Origin of the sequence: Yoonia sp., assembly GCF_030731595.1 — a bacterium.
Classification (GTDB): Bacteria; Pseudomonadota; Alphaproteobacteria; order Rhodobacterales; family Rhodobacteraceae; genus Yoonia.
The window spans coordinates 16,086-39,660 of record NZ_JANQTS010000055.1 but is presented as its reverse complement, the minus strand read 5'-3'; the positions used below and the strand labels follow the sequence as shown (position 1 = coordinate 39,660).

Sequence of the window (23,575 nt, the reverse complement as noted above, 5' to 3'; positions counted from 1 at the left end):
AGGGCGATCACATGGGCGCGATGACAGGCAAACTGCGCAAATCCGTAAAGGCAGCGGGTTTGGTGTCGTTTCTGGCCGTGGCAGCAGGCTGTACCCAGATGGACCGGTTTCACGGTTTCATCCCGCCAGCAGAGGAACTGTCCACGCTGGATGTGGGGACGACCACCAAAGACGAGGTGGTCAGCCGGTTCGGGCCGCCGATCTCGGAACGGGCGTTGGAAAACAACACGATCTACTATGCCTCGAGCCAATTTCGTTATTTCGGGCCTTTCGCGCCGGAAGAAGTGGACCGGCAGGTGCTTGCCATTGATTTCGACAGCAATGACCGTGTCCGTAACATCTCGCGTTACACGCTGGAAGACGGCCGCGTTGTCGTGCTCGACCGCCGCGTGACCGAAGATGGCATTAACGACGTGACTTTCCTCGGGCAGTTGCTGGGCTCGTTCGGGCGGATCGACGCGGGGCAGTTCTTGGGTGACGATCAGTAGACGCTTGTTTGTGCCTACCTTGGCTTGTTGACCGCTCTGCCGCCAAGAAAGACCCGTTTCCGAAGGGCTGGGACTGATCCCATCACGCCAAGATGTCGTTGCGACGGGCGAAGGTCTGTGTAATCGGGGCTTCGCTTGATCGACCACTCAGGTGCTGCCGCGTCACAGTCCCCTTGTCCTTTTGAAAGCCTGACACGTTGATTTCTTGACTTTTGAAGAGATTGCCCGGATTCGTTTCCCGTGCATTTAGCGATTGCCCGGAGACTGAAGTGCCCACCATCGGCTATTATTCCATGACCAACGGCCAAGGTCTGGCGTCTCAGGTCAATGAGATTACCAACAACGGCGATATTGCCGTCAACGTCACGGTGCCGAATGCCGCGCAACTTGCCTCGCTTGATGCGCTCTATGTCGTCAACCCCAGCAATTCTGGTTTTGGTGCAGAGTATCTTTCCAACCTTGGAAACATCTCGGCTGCCGTCAACAATGGCATGAAGCTGATCATTTTTGATCGCACAGTGACCAACGCGAATATCATTCTCCCCGGCGGTTCTACGATCACCCCTGTGCGCGATTTTGCGAGCGGGACAGATATCAACGTTGCCGCCGGTGCGCCAACGGCCTTCACCAATGGCGCAAACGGTGTCATCACCGACGCGACATTTGATGGCGGTAATTTTTCCAACCACGGCTATGTCGAACTCAGTTCGCTCCCTCCCGGATCGACAGCGCTTTTGACGACATCCGATCCGACCCATATCGTCGCCTTTACCTATCCGGTGGGGTCGGGGAATGTCTTTTACTCTACAATTCCGCTGGATTTTTATACCGGTTCTTCAAATGCGGCGATTACACCGGCCGAGATATTAACGCTTTTTGGCAACACACTGGATGTGATCTGCTTTGCGCGCGGCACGCTGATCCAAACCGCAACCGGTCTGCGCTGCGTCGAACAACTTGTGGTGGGGGATCAGATCGCTGTGATGGGCGGCGGAACCCAACCGATCCGATGGATCGGTTCCACCAAAGTCAGCGGCGCAGAGTTGCGGCAGACACCGGCCTTACGCCCGATCCGCATTACCGCAGGCGCGCTTGGAAACGGTTTGCCGTCGCGCGACCTGAGCGTGTCACGGCAACACCGGATACTGGTCTCTTCGAAAATTGCCGCGCGCATGTTCGGCACATCCGAAGTGCTGGTTTCTGCAATCAAACTGATCGCGCTGCCGGGCATTTATGTCGACGACAGCGTCGAAGAGGTGGAGTATTTCCATATCCTCTTTGACAACCACGAAATCATCTGGGCCGAAAACACCACCTGTGAAAGTCTCTTTACAGGGCCGCAAGCCTTGCAGTCTGTTCCGCCCGCGGCACGGGCAGAATTGTTCACGTTGTTTCCCGAATTGCAGTCTTTGGACTATGCGGCAAGGTCTGCCGCCTTGATCCCTTCCGGCAAATCCCAAAGAAAACTGGTCGGCCGGCACCTGAAGAACAACAAGATGCTTGTGGGCCAGCACCTTCGCCCGACGATTGCGCGCCAAGACGAGCAAACCGTTGCGGTCGAGAGCGCCCCGTAAGCTCTGGACAGGCCATTGCGGCAAGCCCACTGCCAGCAAAAGCCCCGGAAACTGTTGAGGTGTTCGTTATCCCTCCGGTTCGAAGGTGAGCGCCACCCCGTTGATGCAATAGCGCAACCCCGTGGGGCGTGGCCCATCGGGAAAGACATGCCCCAGATGCGCGTCGCAGCGGTTACAATGCACTTCGGTCCGTTTCATAAAGAAACTGCGGTCGATGGTTTCGCCCACCATTTCAGGATCAATGGGTTGATAGAACGATGGCCAGCCTGTGCCGCTCTCGAACTTTGCATCCTGATCGAACAAGGGCGCGCCGCAGCAGACACACATATAGGTGCCCGGGTCTTTGGGGAAATCCTCGTAGGTTCCAGCGCGTTCGGTCCCGTGCTTGCGGGTGACCTTGTAAGCCATGTCTGACAGTTGCGCGCGCCATTCGGCATCGGTCTTGACGATCTTGTCCATCTGTTTGGTGTTCCTTTTCCTCGCTTGGTCGTTAACCTAGGACGAGGTGTCAGGTTCGCCAAGGTAAGAGTTGATGACAATTCCGTTTCACAAAGGGCACTATACGGCACGGTTTGCCGTGTCCGCCAGGGATGTCGGTGTCTGCCAGCGCTTGCGCCACCAGTGTTTCTTTGGCCGCCCCGGCGTTGATGCGGACCGGTTTGACCTGCTTTGCCGGCATCTGATGATCGAGAATGAGGCAGGCAGGCTGGTCGCCACGGTGCGCCTGTTCGAAATGGCAAGCGGCGCGGCGCTGTCCTGTGGCTATGCGGCGCAATACTATGATCTGCGCGGGCTGGCGGCTATCGGTAGTCCGATGATCGAGATCGGGCGCTTTTGTGTCGCGGCGGATGTGCTGGATGCGGATGTGCTGCGGGTCGCATGGGGGCATCTGACGCAATTGGTTGATCGCCAGCACGTGGGGCTGCTCTTTGGGTGTACCAGCTTTGCAGGGACCGATGCCGCACCCTACGGGCAGGCCTTTGCACAGTTGGCGCGATGTCATCTTGGCCCCGATACGCTGCGCCCCGGCATGAAAGCCTGCGAGACCGTGCGGTTTGCCCAGATGGACCACGCGGGCACGACGCCGATGCCCTCACTCTTGCGCACCTACCTTGCGATGGGCGGCTGGGTCGGGGACCATGCGGTGATCGACCGCAGCCTGAACACCATGCATGTTTTCACCTGTCTGGAGGTCGCAAAAGTTCCGCCAGCACGCGCCCGCGCGCTGCGGGCTCTTGCGCAGGATGCGCCGCTGTCATAGCAGGCGCATATGGCACGCGCACCCTTACTCCAGCTTTCCGATATCGCCCTCACCTTCGGCGGCGATCCCGTATTCGAAGACCTGTCACTGGTTGTTCAACCCGGCGACCGGGTGGCCCTTGTGGGCCGCAACGGATCGGGAAAATCGACCTTGATGAAGGTCATGGCGGGGCTTGTCCTGCCCGACAGCGGCACCCGCGTGGCCTCACCCGGCGTGCAGGTCGGCTATATGGAGCAAGACCCCACGATGGCGGGCTTTGCCACTTTGGGCGATTATGCGGCCAGCGGGCTGGACGTGGACGAGGCCTATAAGGTCGAAATGGTGGCCGAAGGGCTGAAATTCGATCCCGCGGGCGATGTGAACACAGCCTCGGGCGGGGAACGGCGCCGTGCGGCACTGGCCAAACTGATGGCCGAAGCGCCCGAACTGATGCTGCTCGACGAACCAACCAACCACCTTGATATCGAGGCGATTGCCTGGCTGGAACAAGAGCTGAAACAAACCCGCGCCGCCTTTGTCCTGATTTCCCATGACCGCGCATTCCTGCGCGCACTCACCCGTGCCACGCTCTGGATCGACCGGGGCGCTGTGCGCCGGGCCGAACAGGGCTTTGACGGGTTCGAGGAATGGCGCGACAAGATCTGGGAAGAAGAAGACCAGCAGCGCCACAAGTTGAACCGCAAGATCAAGGCCGAGGCGCGATGGGCGGTCGAAGGCATCTCTGCCCGCCGGACGCGAAACCAAGGGCGGTTGCGGGCGTTGCAGGACCTGCGGGCCGAAAAGGCAAGTCAGATCAAGCGGCAAGGCACGGCCGCCATGGCCTTTGACGGCGGCAGCACCTCGGGCAAGAAAGTGGTCGAGGCGACAGGCCTGACCAAATCCTTTGACGGCAAACAGATCGTGCAGGGGCTGGACCTGACCGTGCAGCGCGGCGACAGGATCGCCTTTGTCGGGCCCAACGGCGTGGGCAAGACCACACTGATCAAAATGCTGCTGGGGCAGGTGGCCCCTGATGCGGGCACGGTCAAACTGGGCACAAACCTTGATATCGCGGTCTTTGACCAAAGCCGCGCGGCGCTGAACGCCGATATGACGCTGTGGGAAAACCTTGCCAATGATCCCGAACTGGGCGTGTCGGGCAAATCCGACCAGATCATGGTGCGCGGCACCCCCAAACACGTTGTGGGCTACCTCAAGGAATTTCTCTTTAACGAAGCGCAGGCCCGCGCCCCTGTAAAGTCCCTTTCTGGCGGTGAAAAAGCACGGCTTCTGCTGGCGCGCTTGATGGCGCGCGAAAGCAACCTTCTGGTGCTGGACGAACCGACCAACGATCTGGACATCGAAACGCTGGATCTGTTGCAGGACATCTTGGGCGATTATGACGGCACCGTGCTGCTGGTCAGCCACGACCGCGACTTCCTCGACCGTGTCGCCACAACGACCATCGCGATGGAAGGTAACGGGCAGGCGGTGGTCTATGCCGGCGGCTGGACCGACTATCGCGCACAACGGGGCGGCGATTTCCTTGAATCCAAAGAAGCCTCCAAGCCCTTGGCCAAAAAAGACAAAACCCCTGAAAAGAAAACGAACGCCGGCCTGTCTTTTACAGAAAAGCACCGTCTAGAGGCACTCCCCGGCGTGATCGACAAACTGACCGCCGAGATCAGTAAACTGGAAGAGCTGCTCGCCGATCCCGAGCTTTTCACCAAACACCCGCTGAAATTCGAAAAGGCGACAGATGCCCTGATCGCGCGGCAAAACGCGCTCTCCGATGCCGAAGAAGAATGGTTGACGCTCGAAGAAAAGGCGGGATAACCTAAGGTTGTATTCAACCTTTCAGAAAGCCCTTTCATGCCTGCCCTTCATCGAACGATCACCATTTGTCTTGCCATTGGGGTTGCTGCCTGTGCGCCTCTCGGTCCTATTGAGGGAACAAATGACAGCGGAGTAAATCGTCTGCAACTCGGGATGACACCTGCGCAGGTCGAAGCGACCATCGGTGCGCCGCAATTTGAAGAAGCTTCGCCAAGCGATCCATCGATTATCTGCAAGAGCTATATTTACGATGAAGTGATTGGCGCGAAGTTCGCCCATGTCACGTTCAGCGACGGGATACTCATTGCAGCGCGTGATAACCAACGCAAGACTTGCCAGCCTGATTGATCCAGCTTCTTTTGTTCAAAAATACCTTCGGGGGGCCCGTCAGGGCGGGGGCAGACAGCCCCCTCAGCGCTGGCCTTTTTCCACCTGTTTCACGGCATCCCACAAGGCGTCCATCTCGGCCAGATCACTTTGCGCGGGTGTCTTGCCGCGGGCGGCCAAAGCATCCTCCACCGCCTCAAACCGCCGTGTGAATTTCGCATTGGTGGCGCGCAGGGCGGCTTCGGGATCAATCTCCAGATGCCGCGCCAGATTGGCGACGACAAACAGCAGATCGCCGAACTCTTCTTCAACCTCGCGCTGGGTGAGGGTGTCGCGCGCCTCGACCAGTTCGCCGGCCTCTTCGACGATCTTGTCAATCACATGGCTCACATCGGGCCAGTCGAACCCCACACGGGCGGCCCGCTTTTGCAGTTTTACAGCGCGGGTCAGGGCAGGCAGGCCGACAGCCACCCCATCCAGCGTGCGCATCTGTGCCTTGCCCGCCCGTTCCGCCGCCTTGATCTTTTCCCAATCCGCCACCTGCTGTTCGGCGGATTTCTCGCGCGATTCGTCGCCAAAGACATGGGGGTGGCGGGCGACCATCTTGTCGCTGATCGCTTTCACGACGCTTTCAAAGGTAAAATGCCCGGCCTCGGCACCCATCTGGGTGTGATAGACGGTCTGCAGCAACAAATCGCCCAATTCGCCTTCCAACTCGGTCCAATCGCTGCGGGCGATGGCGTCGGCCACTTCATAAGCCTCTTCGATGGTATAGGGTGCGATACTGTCGAAATCCTGTTCGATATCCCAAGGGCAGCCGGTCTTTGGATCACGTAATCGGCGCATGATTTCCAGCAAACGGGGCATCCCGCCTTCGGGATCGTGTATCAGGGTATCATCAGCCATTGCACAGGGTCTCTTGTTGCGGTCAACTGGAACCCTATTGCCAGAGCGCCCGGAGCACCAGAGATGCCAATCATCAACCGTATCGCAGACTATGCCGAGGATATGACCGCGTGGCGCCGCCATCTGCACGCACATCCCGAAGTGGGGTTCGACTGCCACGGGACGGCGGCCTTTGTGGTAGAGCGGCTGCGCGAATTCGGTGTCGACGAAATCCACGAAGGCATCGCAACCTCCGGCGTTGTCGCGATTATCAATGGCCAGCGCGAGGGTGCGACAATCGGCTTGCGGGCAGACATGGACGCCCTGCCGATGCAGGAGATGACAGGTCTGCCCTATGCCTCGACCGTGCCCGGCAAGATGCATGCCTGCGGCCACGACGGACATACCACGATGCTTTTGGGGGCCGCCCGCTATCTGGCGGAAACGCGCAACTTTGCCGGCCGCGTGGCGCTGATCTTCCAGCCCGCCGAAGAAGGCGGCGGCGGGGGCGAGGTTATGGTCAAAGAGGGTATTCTTGACCGCTTCGATATTGCAGAGGTCTTTGCGCTGCATAGTGGCCCCGGTGATGCTGTCGGGTCATTCTACACCACGCCCGGGCCGATCATGGCGGCTGCCGATACCATCCACATCCATATCACAGGGGTTGGTGGCCACGGTGCCTATCCTTACGAGACCGCTGATCCCGTGGTGGCTGCGGTGGGCATCGTGAATGCGATCCAGACAATCGTCAGTCGCAACCACAAGCCCTACAACGATCTGGTGATCTCGATCACCCAGATCCACACCGGATCGGCGGACAATATCGTGCCGGAAAAGGCCTATATCAACGGCACGGTCCGCACGATGGACAAGGACACACAGGCCATGGTCCACAAGCGCCTGAAAGAGGTCGTAGCCGGCCACGCGGCGGCCTATAATGTGCAGGCCGAGCTGGTTTACGAATACGGCTATCCCGCGACAATCAACGACCCCGAGAAAACCGCCTTTGCCGCCGCTGTGGCGCGCGAGATCTCTCCCCTCGTCGATGATGCCCGCCAGTATGACATGGGGGCAGAGGATTTTTCCTATATGCTGGAAAAGCGCCCCGGTGCATATCTCTATGTCGGGAATGGCGACAGCGCCGGGCTGCACCATCCCGCCTATGATTTTGACGATGGTGCCGCTCCGGCAGGGGCGTCGTTTTTTGCGCGGCTGGTCGAGCGGGCCCTGCCTGTCGCGGGCTAAGAAAGAGGATAGACCGATGACACTGGATCAAGCAAAATCAGAGGTGGATGCGGCCTTTACCCGCGAGGACCGGCGCGGGTTGGCCTTTGAAAATGCCTTTGGCGGGGCCACATCCTTCATGCGCCGCAATTACACCAAGGATCTGGCGGGTTATGACCTTGCCGTCACGGGGATTCCCTTTGATCAGGCGGTCACGCACCGCCCCGGCACCCGCTTTGGCCCGCGCGCCATCCGCGAGGCATCGAGTTTGCAGCCCTTTGATCCGCCCTATGGCTGGGACGGGTTTGACCCCTTGGGTGAGTGCGCCATCGCGGACTATGGCGACATGCCGTTCGATTATGCCAATGTTGCGGGCGTGCCCGCGCTGGTGCAGGCCCATATCGCGGGCATTCTGGCGCAGGGTTGTGGCACGGTCACACTGGGAGGGGATCACTTTATCACCCTGCCGATCCTGCGCGCCTACGCCGAAAAATACGGGCCTTTGTCGGTGGTGCAGTTCGATGCCCATTCCGACCTTTGGCAAGACGACGACATGAGCCGGATCGACCATGGCACCTTTATGTACAAGGCGGTCAAGCTGGGGCTGGTCGATGTGACCCGCTCGATCCAGATCGGAATCAGGACAGACTGCGCGGATTATCTGGGCATGCCCTTTATTGATGCCCGCACCTGCCACGAAAAGGGCAGCGCATGGGTCACCGACCAGATCAAGACCCGCGTTGGCGATCACCCGACCTATGTGACCTTTGATATCGACGCGCTTGACCCCGCCTTTGCCCCGGGCACGGGAACGCCTGTCTGGGGCGGACTTGCAAGCTGGCAGACCGCTGCGATCCTGCGTGATCTGGCAGGGATCAATATGGTGGGCGGGGATATCGTCGAGGTCTCGCCGCCTTATGACACCACCGGGGCCACAGCGATCGCAGGGGCCCATGTCGCGATGGAGCTTTGCTGTCTTGCACTCTGGAATAAAAGGACAAAATGATGCCGAACCAACCGATCTCCGGCAATGATCTGGCCCGTTTCTCTGGCCCACAAAGCTTTATGCGTTTGCCCGAAGTGGGATCGGCCGAGGGCCTTGATGTGGGTTTTATCGGCATCCCGATGGATATCGGTACCTCTTGGCGGTCCGGTACACGGATGGGGCCAAAGCAGTTGCGCGAACAATCGGCAATGATCCGGCCTTACAACATCCAGACAGGGGCCGCACCCTTTGACGCGCTGCAATGCGCCGACCTTGGGGATGTGGCGATCAATACGTTTTCACTCAGCGACAGTATCCGCATTATTACAGAGACTTACGCGGCACACCTCAAGCATGATTTCATCCCTATGACCCTTGGAGGCGACCATACGCTGACCCTTCCGGTCTTGCGGGCGGTCGCGGCCAAGCACGGACCTTTGGCGCTGGTGCATGTGGATGCCCATGCCGATGTGAACGACGAGATGTTCGGCGAACGCGAGACCCATGGCACGGTCTTCCGCCGCGCTTATGAAGAAGGGATCATCACCCCCGACAAGGTGTTCCAGATCGGTCTTCGCGGAACAGGATATACCGCCGACGACTTTAACGAGGCGGCGGGATGGGGGTTCAACCAATTCCTTGCCCCGCAGTTGTGGCACAAGTCATTGACCCCCTTAGCGGCTGAAATAAAAGCGAAAATCGGCGATCAGCCTTGCTATATCACCTATGATATCGACAGCCTTGATCCTGCCTATGCTCCCGGCACAGGCACGCCCGAAATCGGCGGTCTGACCACGCCGCAAGCGATGGAACTGATCCGTGGTTTGCGGGGGCTCAATATTGTCGGGTGCGATCTGGTCGAGGTGTCCCCACCTTATGATCCGTCAGGCAATACCGCGCTGACGGGGGCCAACATCATGTTCGAAATGCTCTCGATCCTGCCCGGTGTGCCGTACCGTTAGGGCTGGCAGCACGCGGCAAGACGGCCTAAATACCCCTTACACATAACCCAAAGGTCTTTTTTCTGATGCGTATCGCAGCCCTTCTTGTCGCCTTGATCGTGGTCCTGATTGCGGGGCTGATGATCTATGTCCGTCTGGCGCCGACGCATGTGGCGCAATGGCACAGCCTGCCTGACGTGACAGAACCCGGCGATACCGCAGGGGATGGCAGTTTTCTGGCCGCGCGGCGGATCACAGCGCCCGCCGATCAGGTCCTTGCTGCGGTCGAAACGCGCGCTCTGGCCACACCGCGCACCGTTTTGCTGGCGGGCAGCCCTGCCGAAGGTCTGCTGACCTTTCAAACCCGCTCGCGGTTCTGGGGTTTTCCCGATCACACCACCGTCGGTGTGCAGGGCGATTTACTGGTGATTTATGGGCGTTTGCGCTTTGGCCAGTCCGACCTTGGTGTAAACCGCGCACGGGTCGAAGAGTGGCTTTCAACGCTTGGCCCCTTGACCGAACCTCTGTGATCGGCCAATCGGTGCCTTATGATCGCATCTGACAAAATCGAACAACTCATCGACCGTTTCCAGTTTCTGGAGGCGAAGATGGCTGATGGTGCCGCTGGCGCTGAAATCGCGACGCTGGGCAAGGAATATGCAGACCTGCGCCCCGTGGTGGAAACCGTCACGGCCTATAAAAACCTGATCGCCCAGATTGCCGACGCGCAAGCGATGCTCAAAGACCCCGAAATGCGCGAACTGGCCGAGGCAGAGTTGCCTGAACTCAAGGCCCAGCTGGCCGCGTCCGAACATGAGGTGCAACTGGCGCTGCTGCCCAAGGATTCCGCCGATGGCCGGCCCGCGCTGCTGGAGATCCGGCCCGGCACCGGCGGCGATGAAGCCTCGCTTTTTGCCGGTGATCTGCTGCGCATGTACCAGCGCTATGCCGAAGGGCAGGGCTGGAAATTCGAAATTCTGGAAGAAAGCCAGACCGAACTGGGCGGGATCAAAGAAGTTGTCGCGCGCGTGGCGGGCGAAGGCGTCTTTGCCAAGCTGAAGTACGAAAGCGGCGTCCACCGTGTGCAGCGCGTGCCGGAAACCGAAAGCGGCGGGCGTATCCACACGTCTGCGGCGACGGTGGCAGTTCTGCCAGAGGCGGAGGACGTGGATGTGCAGATCAATCCCGGTGATCTGCGGATTGATACGATGCGCGCCAGCGGCTCTGGCGGGCAGCACGTGAACACCACTGATAGTGCGGTGCGGATTTTGCATATTCCCACGGGCATGATCGTCGTCAGCGCCGAAAAATCCCAGCACCGCAACCGCGAGATCGCGATGCAGGTGCTGAAAACGCGGCTCTTTGATCTGGAGCGGCAGCGGATTGACGGCGAACGCTCTGCCGATCGCAAAAATCAGGTAGGGTCGGGGGACCGCTCTGAACGCATTCGGACCTATAACTTCCCGCAAGGGCGGATGACGGATCACCGGATCAACCTGACGCTCTATTCGCTGGGGCAGATCATGCAGGGCGATCTGGAAGAAGTGATCAGCGCGTTGCAGTCCGATGCGCAGGCGACGCTTCTGGCGGAAATGGGCGCGTGACACCGGACGACTGGCTGCGCAAAGGGGCGGCTTTGCTGGCAGCGGCGCAAATCCCTGATCCCCAACGCGAAGCGCGCCTGTTGTGGCGTGCCACACCGGACGAGGACGGGCCAACCTTTCTGGCGAAGGTGGAACAACGTGCAGGCCGCGTGCCGCTGTCGCATATTCTGGGCTACCGCGATTTCTACAAGCACCGGTTCATTGTGACAGGCGATGTTCTGGACCCGCGCCCCGATACCGAAACCCTGATCGAAGCGGCATTGGCGCACCCCTTCGCGCGCGTGCTCGACCTTGGTACTGGCAGCGGATGCATTTTGCTGTCGCTGCTGGATGCGCAAGGGCAGGCGACGGGCGTTGGCACGGATATCTCGCCCGCCGCCCTGGATATTGCACGGCAGAACAGTGCGGCTCTCCAACTCGAAGAACGTGCGGATTTTGTGCAATCGGACTGGTTTGAAAAAGTCACAGGGGCCTTCGATCTCATTGTCTCGAACCCGCCCTATATCGCCGCCGCAGAGATGGCGGCGTTGCAACCCGAGGTCCAGTTTTACGAGCCGCGCATCGCATTGACAGACGAGGCAGACGGGCTCACCGCCTACCGCGTCATCACGCAATCGGCGCCGGACTATCTCGGCTCCGGCGGGCGGTTGATCTTTGAAATCGGCCCGACGCAGGGCGCAGCGGTGACAGCCTTGATGAAAGATGCGGGATTCGCGGATATCCGTGTCATCCCCGATCTGGACGGTCGCGACCGGGTTGTGGCGGGATATTTCGCCAAAACAGCGGCGTAACCCAGCGATATCATGCAAATTCCGCGTCTTCGCGCAATTTGGGCTTGTCTTGAACCTGCACGCGTGTTTATTCATAGCCATCGGACGGGATGAGGGCCACTTTCAACCCTCTCCTCCGGTTAGTCGCCAAAATATCGCAGGGCCATACAGTCAAGACGCGCATGAAGGCGCGACATGAGCCAGCGCAACGACAGCCAAAGGCTTGAAAGCACATCAATGAGATCATCGAAGTCACGGTCGCGGAATAAAAACCGCAATACGCGTCCTACGGGCGGGAACATCATCAACCGGGTGTTTGACAGCTCTGGCCCGGATGGCAAAGTGCGCGGCACGCCGCAACAGATCATCGAGAAATACAACCAGTTGCACCGCGATGCGCAATTGTCCAATGACCGCGTGAATGCAGAAAACTTTGCCCAGCACGCGGAACACTACACCCGCATGCTCGCCGAAGCGCAACGCGAAGTGGACCAGCGGCGTGATGAGCAGGAAATGCAGAACCGCGAACGTCAGGCCGAGCGGGATCGCGAGCGTCAGGACCGTTTCAGCGCGCAAGAGACAGCGTCGAATGTGCCCGGAAGCGGGGACCAGCCTGACAGTGCACCCGATATCATGGGCGATCTGGACGAGAGCGACAGCGGTCTGGTCGAAACACCCGAAGAAAAGCCGCAGCGCCCGCGCAAACCGCGGGCACCGCGCAAACCGCGCCCTGCGCCCGATGCGGGAAACACCCCGGAAGCAGCCGAGTGAATGACAAGCCCTCCGATTTCGGGGGGCTTTTTGTTGGGGTCAACCTGCTGTGGCGAGGCTGCGGGCCAAGGCACAAAAGGCTTCTAGCCCCACCTGCTCGGCCCGTTCTGTCGGCTTGATGCCCACGGCGTGCAAATGGTCTTCAATCTGGGGGCTGACCGACTTGAGCGCAGAGCGCAGCATCTTGCGCCGCTGGTTGAAAGCTGCGGCCACCACCATGTTCAGCACGGCGGGATCCGCCGGATAGCGCGGCGCGGGCAGGGCGGTCAGATGCACCACGGCCGAATTGACCTTGGGCGGCGGGCTAAAGGCCTCTGGCGGTAGGTCCATCACGATCTTGGGGTCCGTGCGCCACTGCGCCAGCAGTGCCAAGCGCCCATAAGCCTTGCTCCCCGGTGTGGCGACGATCCTTTGGGCCACTTCGCGCTGGAACATCAGCGTCAGGCTCACCCAGAACGGCGGCCATTCCGGCGGTGTGAGCCAGCGCACCAGCAGTTCGGTCCCCACATTATAGGGCAGATTGGCCGCGATCTTGATGGGCGGGGTCAGGTGCTCCAGCGGGTTTACCGTCAGCGCATCCCCGTTGATGGCCTGCAAACGCCCCGGATAGGCTGCTGCAATCTCGGCCAAAGCGGGCATGCAGCGGGGGTCTTTTTCGATGGCCAGCACGCGCCGCGCCCCTTCGGCCAGCAATCCGCGCGTCAATCCCCCCGGACCCGGCCCGATTTCCAGCACGTCCGCGCCGGTCAGATCACCGGCCAGCCGTGCAATCTTGGCCGTCAGATTCAGATCAAGCAGAAAATTCTGGCCCAGCGACTTTTTCGCGGCCAGTTCATAGGTCGCGATCACATCACGCAAGGGTGGCAGATCATCAATCCCGCTCATCGTTTCTTCCGAGCATAAATATCCCCGCCGGAGGCTCCCATACTCTCAGCCCTCCCGTGCATCAGCCATTTGCGCGGCCATACGGATTGCGGCAATCATTGATGTCGCATCGGCGATCCCCTGGCCTGCGATATCAAAGGCGGTGCCGTGGTCGGGGGACGTGCGGATAAAGGGCAGCCCCAATGTCACATTCACGCCGCCGGAAAAATCCAGCGTCTTGATCGGGATCAGGGCTTGGTCATGGTACATGCAGACCGCGACGTCATAGTGTTTGCGCGCCCCTGCATGGAACATCGTATCCGCGGACAGAGGGCCGGAAATATCCATGCCCTGCGCGCGCAGGGCATCAAGGACCGGCGTGATCATCTCGATCTCTTCTTGGCCCATCTTGCCCCCTTCGCCCGCATGCGGGTTCAGACCGGCCACCGCAATCCGTGGTTTGGCGATGCCGAAATCACGGCGCAAGGCAGCATGGGTGATCAAAAGCGTGTCGGTCAGAAGACTTGCGGTCAGCGCCTCTGGCACGCGGGCCAGCGGGATATGGATCGTGGTGGGCACGACCCGCAGTGCCGCGCAAGCCAGCATCATGACAACCCGATCCGTGCCCGCAAGAGCGGCAAGATATTCCGTATGGCCGGGATAGGAAAAGGCAGCCCCGTCAATCAGCGCCGCTTTGTGGATGGGGGCGGTACAGAGCGCCCGCGCCGCACCGGATTGGACCAGCGCCACACCATCCGCAATCGCGTCGATCACCCCTTGGGCATGGGCGGGGTTCGGTTTGCCTGCAACCGCCAGACTGCCGAAGTCGCGCGCCAAGACCGTCAGTTTGCCGGGGTGGATATCCTGCGGATCGGTGGCTGCATGATAGGCTGTGCCTGCGGGCAAGTGCCGAGGGTCGCCCAGCCACAAAAGCGGAATTTCACCTTTCAGCGCGGCCCAGGCGGCGACAGTAATCTCGGGTCCGATGCCTGCAGGTTCGCCACAACTGATGACAACCGGTTTGGTCACGGACGAATGATGGCCGAGGCGCGCAGGTCTTCCAGCAAAGCATCCGACAAAGCAGTGAGCCGCTGGCTGCGCAGTTGACCACGGATCGTTTCCGGATCCGCGCTGCCCGCACCGGCGTTATTGCGTGCGCACAGCATCAAGAACACCAGCGTTTCCCCGTTATCGCGGGTCAGGTTCGTTGACACCTCGCCCGGATCAAGACGCGCGAGTTCGATGGCGACGTCGCTGGAGATGTCCGAAGGGTCCCTTGTGACGCGCTCCAGCACCTCTGCGGGCTGATTGCGGGCAACGCCGTAAAGGTCATCACAGGTATCGACCTGATCACGCACTTGCGCCGCTTGGCGCAAACCGGCGTCACTGCGGCCACCGGGAATCGCATAGATCGCATAGTCAATGCTGACGGGCGGTTGTACGGGGCGCGCGGCTTCGCGCTGTCCGCGCAGTTGGAACAGGGCAATCCCATTGGGAATATTGATGGGGGCTGTGACTTCGCCGGGTTCAAGCGACAGGATCAGTCCGCGCAATTGCGGCGGGTAGTTGTCAATCGGCAACCAGTCCAGTCGCCCGCCATTTTCACGCGACGGCAGGGCAGAGACCTGACGTGCGGCATCCTCGAAAGCGGCAAAGGACCGCATCTGCGCGATCTGGTCCGCGGCTTGCTGCGCTGCTGCGGCGCGTTCTGGCGGGGCTGCGATGATGATTTCGGTCAAGAGCACTTCCAACTGCGTCGTACCCGCACCTTGGCGCGCCTGTGCCCGTTCGACATCCGCATCGCTGATGTTCACCGAGCGCCCAAAGCGTCCACGGACAAAGTCACGCCATTGCACGCCGATACTGACAAAGTCTTGCAGCGTACTGATGTCCACCCCTTCCTGCGACAGCATCTGGGTAAACTGCGGCAGGGTCAGATCGGCACGGCCGGCAAATGCTTCGAGTTCTTGCTGCAGGGCCTCGTCTGACAGTCGCAGGTTGAAGCGCGCCATCTCTTGCTGCTTCAGACGATCCTCGATCAGCCCGTTCCGGGCCACTTCCCTCAGGTCTCCGGGGGTGCGGAACACTTCAAGAAGGCGCTCACGCTGGTTCAGTTCGTATTGTGTGATGACGCGATCATTGACCGTAATGGCCGGTGCAAGCTGCCCCTGCGCCACAACCATCTGCCCGCCAGACATCACTGCGGCTATTGCGATCAAGGCAACAGCGATCCAACCTCTATGCATCCCAAGACCCATCATTCGTTTCAATTGCCACAACCTGTTGCGATCCCGCCTGCGGCACGTCCCGTCGAGAAGCCGCCGATAGTGCCGCTTAGCCCAAATGTGGTGGACGATTCAACCGTAGACGAAGACGTAAAGCGGCGCGAGGCCGAAACGTCGACGGTCACGCATTCGTTTCGCCATCGCAAACCGATGCCCGCGCGCACGGGTCTGTCGGTGACCAAGTCATAGCGCGCATCTACATCCAGCGACCACGTTTCACTGAGCTTGGATTCTGCACTCAGCGTCCATTCCGATTTAGTGCCGGTCCGATCTTCTTGCGCATCTGGGCCCAGCCACAAAAAGTTCGCACGCAAAGTCAGCGTGTCATTTTGCCAGTTGATACGGCTGTCCGCGACACGCAGACCATCAGTTTCGTCCCACAGGCTGCGTGCATCTATCAAGAACCCGCCTGGCGCAATCAGTTGCCCGGCAACAAGCCAATCGGATTGCTGCCCATCCAGTCCAGAGGACGGTGTAAAGCCTGTGGCGGCGTCAGCGCGCATGATCCGGCCAAAACTCAGGCTCGAGGTGACCCCCGCAGCGCCATACCGCGTCCATGTCAGTCCGGCGGCGACCTGCGCGCCGGTTTCAACGGCATCATCGCCAGCATAGCGCGAAATCGCGTAGAGGTTCGCGCGGTCCAGTTCCGTGCGTGTGCTGTCCTCATTGGGAGGGGTGCCGCCGTAAAGCTCGGCCCAACCGAGGCTGACTGTCGGCTCGAGCAGGTGCGTTGTGCCTTCTGCGCCTTGGCGCGCCATCGGCCACCGCAGCGTGACACCGGCGCTTGGCACCAATCTCAGGTCGTTTTGCGCAAAAGCGCTGTCATCTTGGACAACATAGAAATCCGTGCGCACACCGATCTCGGCATCGGCCACAAAACCCTGCGGCAGCACCCAGCTGTTTTGCCACGCCCCGGCAACGCCGCCCCGCGCCAGATCCCGCCCGGCGGCACCATCGGTATTGCTGTAGCGATGGGCCAGATCAGCACTGGCCCTGTATTTCAGGGTCCCGCCGAAAGTGGGCGCAAAGCGCTCTTCATAGTTGATGTCGGCGATGATTGGCGGCAGGGACGCATTGGATTCACCATCGCGCAAGGTTTGGTAGTAGATGAACCGCGTTTGAAAAAGGGATGCGTCGGCCACGCGCAGCAGGGAAATAGCGCTGTCCAGCCGGTCTTTGTCTGCATAACCGTAGTCTGCCAGATAAGCGGGATCGCTGACCGCCTCGATGTCAAAGGCAAGCTTATAGTCTCTATTCAGATCAAAGTTGCCTCTGGCAAAAATGTAAGACCTGTTCTCTTCCTGTAGTGTGTCGTCGCTGATCGCGGCATTCGCTTCGATATAGCCGCGCAGGAATGCTTGGCGGTAGGTCAGTTCCAACGTCCTTGTTTCGGGCGAAACATAGGGCGTCACGGTCAGGTCGCGGGAATCCCCAAGTGTGATGAAATACGGCAGCTTGATCCCAAATCCCAACTGGGTGGTGTTCCGCTGCATCGGGACCAGAAATCCTGTCGCCCGGTCCAGGGTAGGGTCGGGCAGGCGCATGGCTGGCAGCCAGAACAAAGGCACGCCGCGCACATGGAATGTCGCGTTGCGGAAATAAAGCTGCTTTTCTTGCAGATCATGTACGACACGCTCGGCACGGATTTCCCACAAGGGTGGCCCGGTCCCGCACACGCGACAAGAGGTGGCAGAGGATTTGTAAAGCTGCGAATACCGGCCCGCACGCCGGTCGATCTGGTTTGCCGCCAGTTGAAGTTGCTGGTCCAGCACGATCCGCGCACCTTGCAAGATGCCGTTTTCCAGCTGCGGGTCGAGCGTTGCTGTTGTCGCGGTCAGGATCGTCCCATCAGCAGCCTTGATAAAGATGGGGCCCGTGACCTCGAATGTGTCGCTGGTTTGATCATAGATGATTTGCGAAGCCGTCAGCTGGTTTCCCTCAAAGAAAACCTCGACGTTGCCACTTGCGATCAACTGGTCCTCCCCGTTCAGCTGCACGGTGTCCGCGACCAAAGTCGCCGCCCCCTGGGCGCCAGCCGATCCGGGAAACCACAGCATGAGCAAAAGCAACAGTCGGCGCATCAGCCGTCCTCGTTGTGCAGCAAGATGCCAAGCGACAAGCCGATGGCGGCCAAAGGCGGCGCCCAAGCAGCCAAAAGGGCAGGCAACTGCCCGTTCTCACCCAGCACTTGCGCGAAATTCCGGATGAAATAGACCACAAAGGCAAGAATGATGGCCAACATCACCATCAACCCCGTGCGCCCCCCCCGTTGATGCCGCAATGTAAAGGCGGCTCCGATCAAGACCATCGCAACCAGAAAGACAGGCATGGCAAGTTCGGTATGGAACCATACCAAATGGCGCTGTGCCGAGAAACCGGCAGTGCGCAGGCGTTCGATGAAGGCTGGCAACTCCCAGATCGGGATCGAGGATGGTGTGCCAAAGCTGTCTCTGATCTGGTCGGGGGTCAGGGTTGAGGGAATGTTCAACTCGGGCCGGCTTGTCGCGCTTGCTTCCGGCGTTGTCTCGTCGTCGAGCACCCATGATTTTGTATCGCGCAGCAGCCATGCGCCAGTGATCAGCTCTGCCGATGCTGCGCTGATCCGCAAATTCGGGCCACCCGCAGGGCCGAAGGTCAGGAATGTCACATCGGTCAGCCGTGTGCCATCAAGATTGGCGCTTTGCGCCCGGATCACGGTTTGGCCTTCGTCAGAGCCTTGGCGCAACCAGAGCCCCGATGAGCCGATAGACAAGACCGAGGCATTCCCGCGCAGCGCGTCACCGCGTGCTTCGTATTCCTTCGAGGTGCCTGCAACGATCGGGTTAAGGATGGCCACCGCCAGAACGCCGATCATCAGCGCAACAGCCAATGGTGCCAGTAAGGCCCGCAACGCCGATCGGCCTGCGGCACGGGTGACCACCAGTTCGGACGATCGTGCCAGACTGAGAAAAAGTGCGATGGATGCAAGGATCATGATCAAGGGCAGGATGGCGTAAATGCCTTGCGGGATGTTCAAAAGGCTCAGCACAAGCAAATCGGCAAGACTGGCATCCGCTGACGCATAGCGGCGCACCTGATCGACCAGATCAATGAAAAGCATGATCAAAAAGAAGACGCCGGCGACACCAAGGAATGTCGTCAAAAAGCGCCGGGCAAAGTAGCGATGCAGGATCATGGGGCGGCTGTTTCCTTGATCCGGCGTTTGAACAGGTAAGGGCGGCTTGCCCAGAAAAGCAGGAACCAGATCATCAAAAGGCCGACCACGCTTTGCAGATAGGCCGCGAACCAAAGGTGCGGGTCGCTGCGCGCAAGTCGCAGACCGGTGGTTTCAACAGCCTTCACGATGATAATCAAGATGATGGCACCGATGATCTGCCTCCAGACACCAAAGCGGCTGTAGCCGCCGACCATCAGTGCCGCAAACCCCAATAGGGCTGCGACCGCACCAAGAATGGACTGGCTGAACCTGTCATGGGCCCTTGTGAGCAAATCTGCCGCAGTCTGGCGTGTTTCCGCCTGAAGCTCTGGCGTGGGATGGAGCAGTTCCCAGGTTGAAATATGCGTATCCCTGCGCCCGCGCGATTGCAGAGGCGCAATAAGATTGCCGACGTTATAGGCGAAATCATCAAATGAGGTCGTAAAGAGCCGCTGATCGGCGATGCGCAATGTCTGCACCAGCCCGTCAATCAGCACCAGCTGCGTTGTGTCACCGTCCCGGACCAAAAAGGCCCGCGCGGCGGTATAAGTGACCTGATCATCAGTGTCTCGTGTGTCAGAGATAAAGATATCACGCAATTCGCCCTCGGGCGTGATCTCGCGGATATAGAACATCACACCGTTGATGGGTTCGAGAAATTGCCCCTCGGTCAACAGCCGCGATGTGATATTCTGTGCAATCTCGCTTTGCCGTTCGGCCAGCCGAGCACTGCTGAGCGGAACGAGGATGTGCATCAGCAACGACATCAAGAGCGCCACGACAATACCGAAATAAAGCACAGGCCGCGCAAGACGGAAGGGCGAATAGCCGGTGGCTTGCACCACCGTCAGCTCTGCTTCGGTTGACATGCGGTTGGTCACATAGACAGCCGCCGCAAAAGCCGCCAATGGCAAAGCGAGCCTGATGACAGAAGGCAGGGACAGCGCCGTGAACTCAAGGAAAACAACCGCCGATTGCCCGTCGGCAATCAATTGGTCAAACAGGACGACCGCACGGTTGATCCAATAGACCAAAACCAGCACGAGGCTGAAGAAGCCAAACAGCACCATCAACTGCGACAGGAAATATCTGTCAAATCGTGCCAATGTTTTGTCCTTTGCCGTGGCCGCTCGCCTGATTGGGGTCAAACTAGCCGATCCCTGCGGCGGATTGAACAGCTATCTGGTCATTATGCGGGCTGCGGGCTACCTATTGCCGCATCAATCAGATCCGGTCCCGAGGAATGCCAATGACAATGCCAGCAGAAATTCAATTCAAAGATGTCGATCTTGATGCCGTGGCCGATGCCACGGGCAAGGTCGTCGTATTCGTGGATCTGGAGGGAAAGCTGAGCGCAGGGGCCCGCAAGGTGAACGCACTGATGCGCAAGGCATTGGCGCGCTTCGTGGAAAGTGCCGCATTTGAAAAGATGGCCGCCGGCGATCTGTCGACGCTTGCCTATCCCGCTGGCATGGCGGCAGAGGCCGTTTGCGTCATCAAACTGGGCCGCAGACCCAGCAGTCAGGAGGCCCGCAAGGCCGGCGCGCAACTGGCCAAGGCGCAGGGCGGCAAAGACCTTTTGGTGCTCGCAGGCAGTGTCGCACGCGCGGACGAGATCGCCTTGGGTCTGGCGCTGCGTGGCTATAGTTTCGATGCCCACAAGACCGAAGAGGCGAAACCGGCAGGGGCCGTGACATTCATGGTCGCACAGCCCGAAGAGGTGGCCAAAACCGCTGCGCCAATGGCCGCGATTGCCGAAGGCGTGTTTTTCACCCGCGATCTGACGAACGAGCCTGCGAATGTGCTGACGACGGATGATTTTGCAGCCCGTCTTGCGGCCATGCAGGAACTGGGGCTGGAGGTTGAGATTCTGGAAGAGGACGACCTTGTCAAACTCGGAATGCGGACGTTGCTGAGTGTGGGCCAAGGGTCTGACAGCCCCTCCAAAGTGGTTGTCATGTCATGGAACGGCGGCGGCAAGGAAGCCCCCTTTGCGCTGGTGGGCAAAGGCGTGGTCTTTGATACCGGCGGTATCAGTCTCAAGCCAGCGGGCGGCATGGAAGACATGACGATGGACATGGGCGGGGCAGGCGTGGTGGCCGGGGTGATGCGCACACTGGCGCTGCGCAAGGCCAAGGCCAATGTCGTGGGTCTGGTGGGGCTTGTGGAAAACATGCCCTCTGGCAGTGCAACCCGCCCCGGTGATGTGGTCAAATCCATGAAAGGCGACACGATCGAGATCATCAACACCGATGCCGAGGGGCGTTTGGTGCTGGCCGATGTGCTGTGGTACGCCCAAGAGCGGTTCAAGCCTGTGGGCATGATCAATCTGGCCACATTGACGGGGGCGATTCTGGTGGCTTTGGGCCATGAAAACGCAGGTGTCTTTTCAAACTCCGATGAACTCAGCACTGCTTTCATCAAAGCGGCCGCCGCCGAAGGCGAAGGCGCATGGCGGATGCCAATGGGCCCGGCCTATGACGAGCTGCTGAAGTCGCGGATTGCCGATATGAAGAATGTCGGCGGACGCTTTGCGGGATCGATCACCGCGGCGCAGTTCTTGCAGCGCTTTGTCAAGGACGACGTGCCGTGGTGCCATCTTGATATCGCGGGCACCGCAAGTGTGAAGAAAGAAACAGCGCTGGCCCCTGCGGGGGCGACCGGATGGGGCGTGATGGCGCTCAACCGGTTGATTGCGGATAAATACGAGACCTAGAATGGGGGCCGCGTTCTTCTATCACCTGACCGACAGCCCGCTCGAGGCCACACTGCCGATGCTGATCGGCAAGGCGCGGGATGCGGGCTGGCGCGTTCTGGTGCGCGGGAAGGATGCGGATTTGCTCAAGCGGCTGGATGATGTGCTTTGGCAGGGGCCGGAGGACGGGTTTTTACCCCACGGGCTGGCGGGGGGACCGCATGATGCCGACCAGCCGGTCTTGCTGGGCGATGTGCCGAGTGCAGGGTTTGGCTGTGTCATGAGTGTCGGTGGCGCAGAGGTGTCGGCGGAAGAGGTGGCCGCATTGGAGCGGACCTGCATCCTGTTTGACGGCCATGACGGCGTGGCGCTCGATCTGGCGCGTGGACAGTGGAAAGCGCTGACCGATGCAGGGTGTCATGCCCAGTATTGGGCGCAAGAGGCGGGCAGGTGGACCAAGAAAGCCGAGAAGTCAGGTGGATCATGATCCTCCTGACCTGTTGCGCCCCATGGTCCTAGAACGCAAAGCTTGAATCGAAGTCTTCAGGCAGTTCCACTGTCGGTGTGCAGGCGGTCAGGACCAACAAGAGTGCAATAACCCGGATCATCTGCGCAACACCAACTGGCCATTCGCGATTTCAATCCTGTCGTAAAGGCCCAGATAGGTCATGCCCAGCAAAGACGCATCCATTGCGCCCTGGTTCACGACTGCGGGCACACCGCTATCGGTGATATCGCCAAGCCGGACCTCATCCAGCAGCACCGGTGCCGTGCGCACCACCCCGTTGGCGGTATTGGCCGCCCCCGAGTATTGCAGGCTGGCCAGATCAAGCCCGATCCGGGCCGCATCCCGCTGCGAGAGGACCACTTGGCTGGCTCCTGTATCGACCACGAACTGGACCGGCGTGTCGTTGATGTCGAGCGTGAGATGATAATGCCCGTCGTTGCCGCGCGGCACCGCGATGGTGCGCTCGTCCACCATGGCTTGGCGGGGGTTCACATCGCTGCTGATATCTTCCCAAAGCCCGTAGGCCCCGATGACGCCCACAAAGATCAGCGCCCAGATTGCTGCCTGTTGCGCCATTTTGCCCATATTGCTGCGACCGGCCACAATGGCAGAGCCGCCGATGGCGGCCGCCAGCAGCACAAGATAGGTCAGTTGCATGATTTGATCGGTGCTCATGACCGAGATATAGGGGCTATCCCCCGATCCCGAAACCCCTCAGCCCGTCCAAAACGAATTGAACTGCCAAGGCGGCCAGCAACATGCCCAGAACGCGGGTGACGATGTTCAATCCGGTCTTGCCCAAGGCCCGCTCGATCGCGGGGGCCGCAAGGAAGGCCGCGAAGACGATAAACAAAACGCCAAGCAGCACGCCGGCAATCGCCCCGAAATCCGCTGCACTTTGCGCTTCGCCAGCCAGCAGGATGATCGTGGTAATCGCACCCGGCCCCACGATCAGCGGCAGCGCCAGCGGAAAGACCGATGGATCGTCGTGATGTTCGGCTTGCCCTTCGGCTGCACTGTCCGCACGCCGCGCCTGCCTGCGCTGAAACAGCATATCAAGTGCAGTCAGGAACAGCAGGATCCCGCCTGCGATGCGGAAGGCGTCCATCGATATCCCGATGAACCCCAGCACGGCCTCGCCCAGAAAGAGGAACACCAGCATCAAGCCTGCCGAGACAATACAGGCCCGTATCGCAATCGCGCGCCGTTGTGCGGCTGTCATCCCTTGGGTCAGCGCGATGAAGACCGGTGCCAGCCCCGGCGGGTCGATGATAATGAAGATCGTCGTGAAAGCGGCGATCAGGGCGGGAATCTCGGTCATCTCTGTCCTCTTTGACGCTCTCAAATTTCAAGAAATTTGAGGCCTCCGGCGGGGATATTTA

The 23,575-nt window shown here is 59.9% G+C and carries 25 protein-coding genes; 14 read left to right on the top strand and 11 right to left on the bottom strand.

Annotated elements, in window-relative coordinates; genetic code table 11:
- The first annotated feature begins 11 nt into the window (after positions 1 to 11).
- Positions 12 to 488 (top strand): outer membrane protein assembly factor BamE, encoded by a 477-nt coding sequence (locus NWQ23_RS05600; protein WP_306165272.1) that lies wholly within the window; start codon positions 12 to 14, stop codon positions 486 to 488.
- Between the two features lie 269 nt (positions 489 to 757).
- The gene (locus NWQ23_RS05595; protein ID WP_306165271.1) at positions 758 to 2,062 is read left to right on the top strand and encodes a Hint domain-containing protein; all 1,305 of its coding nucleotides are present in this window, start codon (positions 758 to 760) and stop codon (positions 2,060 to 2,062) included.
- 66 nt (positions 2,063 to 2,128) lie between these two features.
- On the opposite strand, the gene msrB is transcribed toward NWQ23_RS05595, so the two are convergent.
- Complete coding sequence (gene msrB, locus NWQ23_RS05590) at positions 2,129 to 2,521, bottom strand: peptide-methionine (R)-S-oxide reductase MsrB (RefSeq protein ID WP_306165270.1); 393 nt, start codon at positions 2,519 to 2,521, stop codon at positions 2,129 to 2,131.
- 73 nt (positions 2,522 to 2,594) lie between these two features.
- Between msrB and NWQ23_RS05585 the strand changes: the two genes are divergently transcribed.
- From NWQ23_RS05585 to NWQ23_RS05575, 3 genes are read left to right on the top strand one after another with little or no spacing between them, the layout of a single operon-like run.
- Positions 2,595 to 3,323, top strand: a complete 729-nt coding sequence (locus NWQ23_RS05585) for a GNAT family N-acetyltransferase (RefSeq protein WP_306165269.1) — start codon at positions 2,595 to 2,597, stop codon at positions 3,321 to 3,323.
- 9 nt (positions 3,324 to 3,332) lie between these two features.
- The gene (locus tag NWQ23_RS05580) at positions 3,333 to 5,138 is read left to right on the top strand and encodes an ABC-F family ATP-binding cassette domain-containing protein (protein ID WP_306165268.1); all 1,806 of its coding nucleotides are present in this window, start codon (positions 3,333 to 3,335) and stop codon (positions 5,136 to 5,138) included.
- A 36-nt stretch (positions 5,139 to 5,174) separates the two neighbouring features.
- Entirely contained in the window at positions 5,175 to 5,486 is a 312-nt protein-coding gene (locus NWQ23_RS05575) for a hypothetical protein (RefSeq protein ID WP_306165267.1), read from the top strand.
- A 63-nt stretch (positions 5,487 to 5,549) separates the two neighbouring features.
- On the opposite strand, the gene mazG is transcribed toward NWQ23_RS05575, so the two are convergent.
- Positions 5,550 to 6,371, bottom strand: a complete 822-nt coding sequence (gene mazG, locus NWQ23_RS05570) for a nucleoside triphosphate pyrophosphohydrolase (protein ID WP_306165266.1) — start codon at positions 6,369 to 6,371, stop codon at positions 5,550 to 5,552.
- A gap of 63 nt (positions 6,372 to 6,434) precedes the next feature.
- Here mazG and NWQ23_RS05565 point away from each other — a divergent pair, with 63 nt between their 5' ends.
- The 7 genes from NWQ23_RS05565 to NWQ23_RS05535 all read left to right on the top strand — a co-directional run bounded on the left by NWQ23_RS05565 (position 6,435) and on the right by NWQ23_RS05535 (position 12,645).
- Positions 6,435 to 7,595 (top strand): M20 aminoacylase family protein, encoded by a 1,161-nt coding sequence (locus NWQ23_RS05565; RefSeq protein WP_306165265.1) that lies wholly within the window; start codon positions 6,435 to 6,437, stop codon positions 7,593 to 7,595.
- Between the two features lie 16 nt (positions 7,596 to 7,611).
- On the top strand, positions 7,612 to 8,580 hold the full coding sequence (speB, locus tag NWQ23_RS05560; protein ID WP_306165264.1) for an agmatinase: 969 nt from the start codon (positions 7,612 to 7,614) through the stop codon (positions 8,578 to 8,580).
- Positions 8,580 to 9,521: an agmatinase gene (gene speB, locus NWQ23_RS05555; protein WP_306165263.1), complete on the top strand. Its 942-nt coding sequence runs from the start codon at positions 8,580 to 8,582 to the stop codon at positions 9,519 to 9,521. Before speB (NWQ23_RS05560) ends, speB (NWQ23_RS05555) begins: the two co-directional genes overlap by 1 nt.
- 65 nt (positions 9,522 to 9,586) lie before the next feature.
- Complete coding sequence (locus tag NWQ23_RS05550) at positions 9,587 to 10,030, top strand: DUF1499 domain-containing protein (protein WP_306165262.1); 444 nt, start codon at positions 9,587 to 9,589, stop codon at positions 10,028 to 10,030.
- Between the two features lie 18 nt (positions 10,031 to 10,048).
- Positions 10,049 to 11,104, top strand: coding sequence for a peptide chain release factor 1 (gene prfA, locus NWQ23_RS05545; protein WP_306165261.1), 1,056 nt, complete (start codon positions 10,049 to 10,051; stop codon positions 11,102 to 11,104).
- Complete coding sequence (prmC, locus tag NWQ23_RS05540) at positions 11,101 to 11,895, top strand: peptide chain release factor N(5)-glutamine methyltransferase (protein WP_306165260.1); 795 nt, start codon at positions 11,101 to 11,103, stop codon at positions 11,893 to 11,895. Before prfA ends, prmC begins: the two co-directional genes overlap by 4 nt.
- 216 nt (positions 11,896 to 12,111) lie before the next feature.
- Entirely contained in the window at positions 12,112 to 12,645 is a 534-nt protein-coding gene (locus tag NWQ23_RS05535) for a DUF4167 domain-containing protein (protein WP_306165259.1), read from the top strand.
- Between the two features lie 39 nt (positions 12,646 to 12,684).
- On the opposite strand, the gene rsmA is transcribed toward NWQ23_RS05535, so the two are convergent.
- Genes rsmA through lptF form a run of 6 tightly spaced genes read right to left on the bottom strand, consistent with a single transcriptional unit; the run spans position 12,685 to position 20,096 of the window.
- Positions 12,685 to 13,530, bottom strand: a complete 846-nt coding sequence (gene rsmA, locus NWQ23_RS05530) for a 16S rRNA (adenine(1518)-N(6)/adenine(1519)-N(6))-dimethyltransferase RsmA (protein ID WP_306165258.1) — start codon at positions 13,528 to 13,530, stop codon at positions 12,685 to 12,687.
- A 45-nt stretch (positions 13,531 to 13,575) separates the two neighbouring features.
- Complete coding sequence (gene pdxA, locus NWQ23_RS05525; RefSeq protein WP_306165257.1) at positions 13,576 to 14,538, bottom strand: 4-hydroxythreonine-4-phosphate dehydrogenase PdxA; 963 nt, start codon at positions 14,536 to 14,538, stop codon at positions 13,576 to 13,578.
- On the bottom strand, positions 14,535 to 15,755 hold the full coding sequence (locus tag NWQ23_RS05520; protein WP_306165256.1) for a peptidylprolyl isomerase: 1,221 nt from the start codon (positions 15,753 to 15,755) through the stop codon (positions 14,535 to 14,537). Before NWQ23_RS05520 ends, pdxA begins: the two co-directional genes overlap by 4 nt.
- Positions 15,756 to 15,775: 20 nt before the next feature.
- Positions 15,776 to 17,875 carry an LPS-assembly protein LptD gene (locus NWQ23_RS05515; protein ID WP_306165255.1) on the bottom strand — a complete coding sequence of 700 codons (2,100 nt, stop codon included), beginning with the start codon at positions 17,873 to 17,875 and terminating at the stop codon, positions 15,776 to 15,778.
- Complete coding sequence (lptG, locus tag NWQ23_RS05510) at positions 17,875 to 18,969, bottom strand: LPS export ABC transporter permease LptG (RefSeq protein WP_306165254.1); 1,095 nt, start codon at positions 18,967 to 18,969, stop codon at positions 17,875 to 17,877. The genes NWQ23_RS05515 and lptG overlap by 1 nt, the downstream gene beginning before the upstream one ends.
- Positions 18,966 to 20,096 carry an LPS export ABC transporter permease LptF gene (gene lptF, locus NWQ23_RS05505; protein WP_306165253.1) on the bottom strand — a complete coding sequence of 377 codons (1,131 nt, stop codon included), beginning with the start codon at positions 20,094 to 20,096 and terminating at the stop codon, positions 18,966 to 18,968. The genes lptG and lptF overlap by 4 nt, the downstream gene beginning before the upstream one ends.
- 143 nt (positions 20,097 to 20,239) lie before the next feature.
- Here lptF and NWQ23_RS05500 point away from each other — a divergent pair, with 143 nt between their 5' ends.
- Together NWQ23_RS05500 and NWQ23_RS05495 are read left to right on the top strand one after the other, a co-directional pair.
- Complete coding sequence (locus tag NWQ23_RS05500; RefSeq protein WP_306165252.1) at positions 20,240 to 21,706, top strand: leucyl aminopeptidase; 1,467 nt, start codon at positions 20,240 to 20,242, stop codon at positions 21,704 to 21,706.
- Position 21,707: 1 nt separating this feature from the next.
- Positions 21,708 to 22,172 (top strand): DNA polymerase III subunit chi, encoded by a 465-nt coding sequence (locus NWQ23_RS05495; RefSeq protein WP_306165251.1) that lies wholly within the window; start codon positions 21,708 to 21,710, stop codon positions 22,170 to 22,172.
- Between the two features lie 28 nt (positions 22,173 to 22,200).
- Here the strand turns inward: NWQ23_RS05495 and NWQ23_RS05490 are convergent, their stop codons facing one another.
- From NWQ23_RS05490 to NWQ23_RS05480, 3 genes are read right to left on the bottom strand one after another with little or no spacing between them, the layout of a single operon-like run.
- Positions 22,201 to 22,293, bottom strand: coding sequence for a DNA polymerase III subunit chi (locus NWQ23_RS05490; protein ID WP_306165250.1), 93 nt, complete (start codon positions 22,291 to 22,293; stop codon positions 22,201 to 22,203).
- Positions 22,290 to 22,868: a TIGR02281 family clan AA aspartic protease gene (locus NWQ23_RS05485; protein WP_306165249.1), complete on the bottom strand. Its 579-nt coding sequence runs from the start codon at positions 22,866 to 22,868 to the stop codon at positions 22,290 to 22,292. Before NWQ23_RS05485 ends, NWQ23_RS05490 begins: the two co-directional genes overlap by 4 nt.
- 16 nt (positions 22,869 to 22,884) lie before the next feature.
- Entirely contained in the window at positions 22,885 to 23,514 is a 630-nt protein-coding gene (locus NWQ23_RS05480) for a MarC family protein (RefSeq protein ID WP_306165248.1), read from the bottom strand.
- Between the last annotated feature and the right edge of the window lie 61 nt (positions 23,515 to 23,575).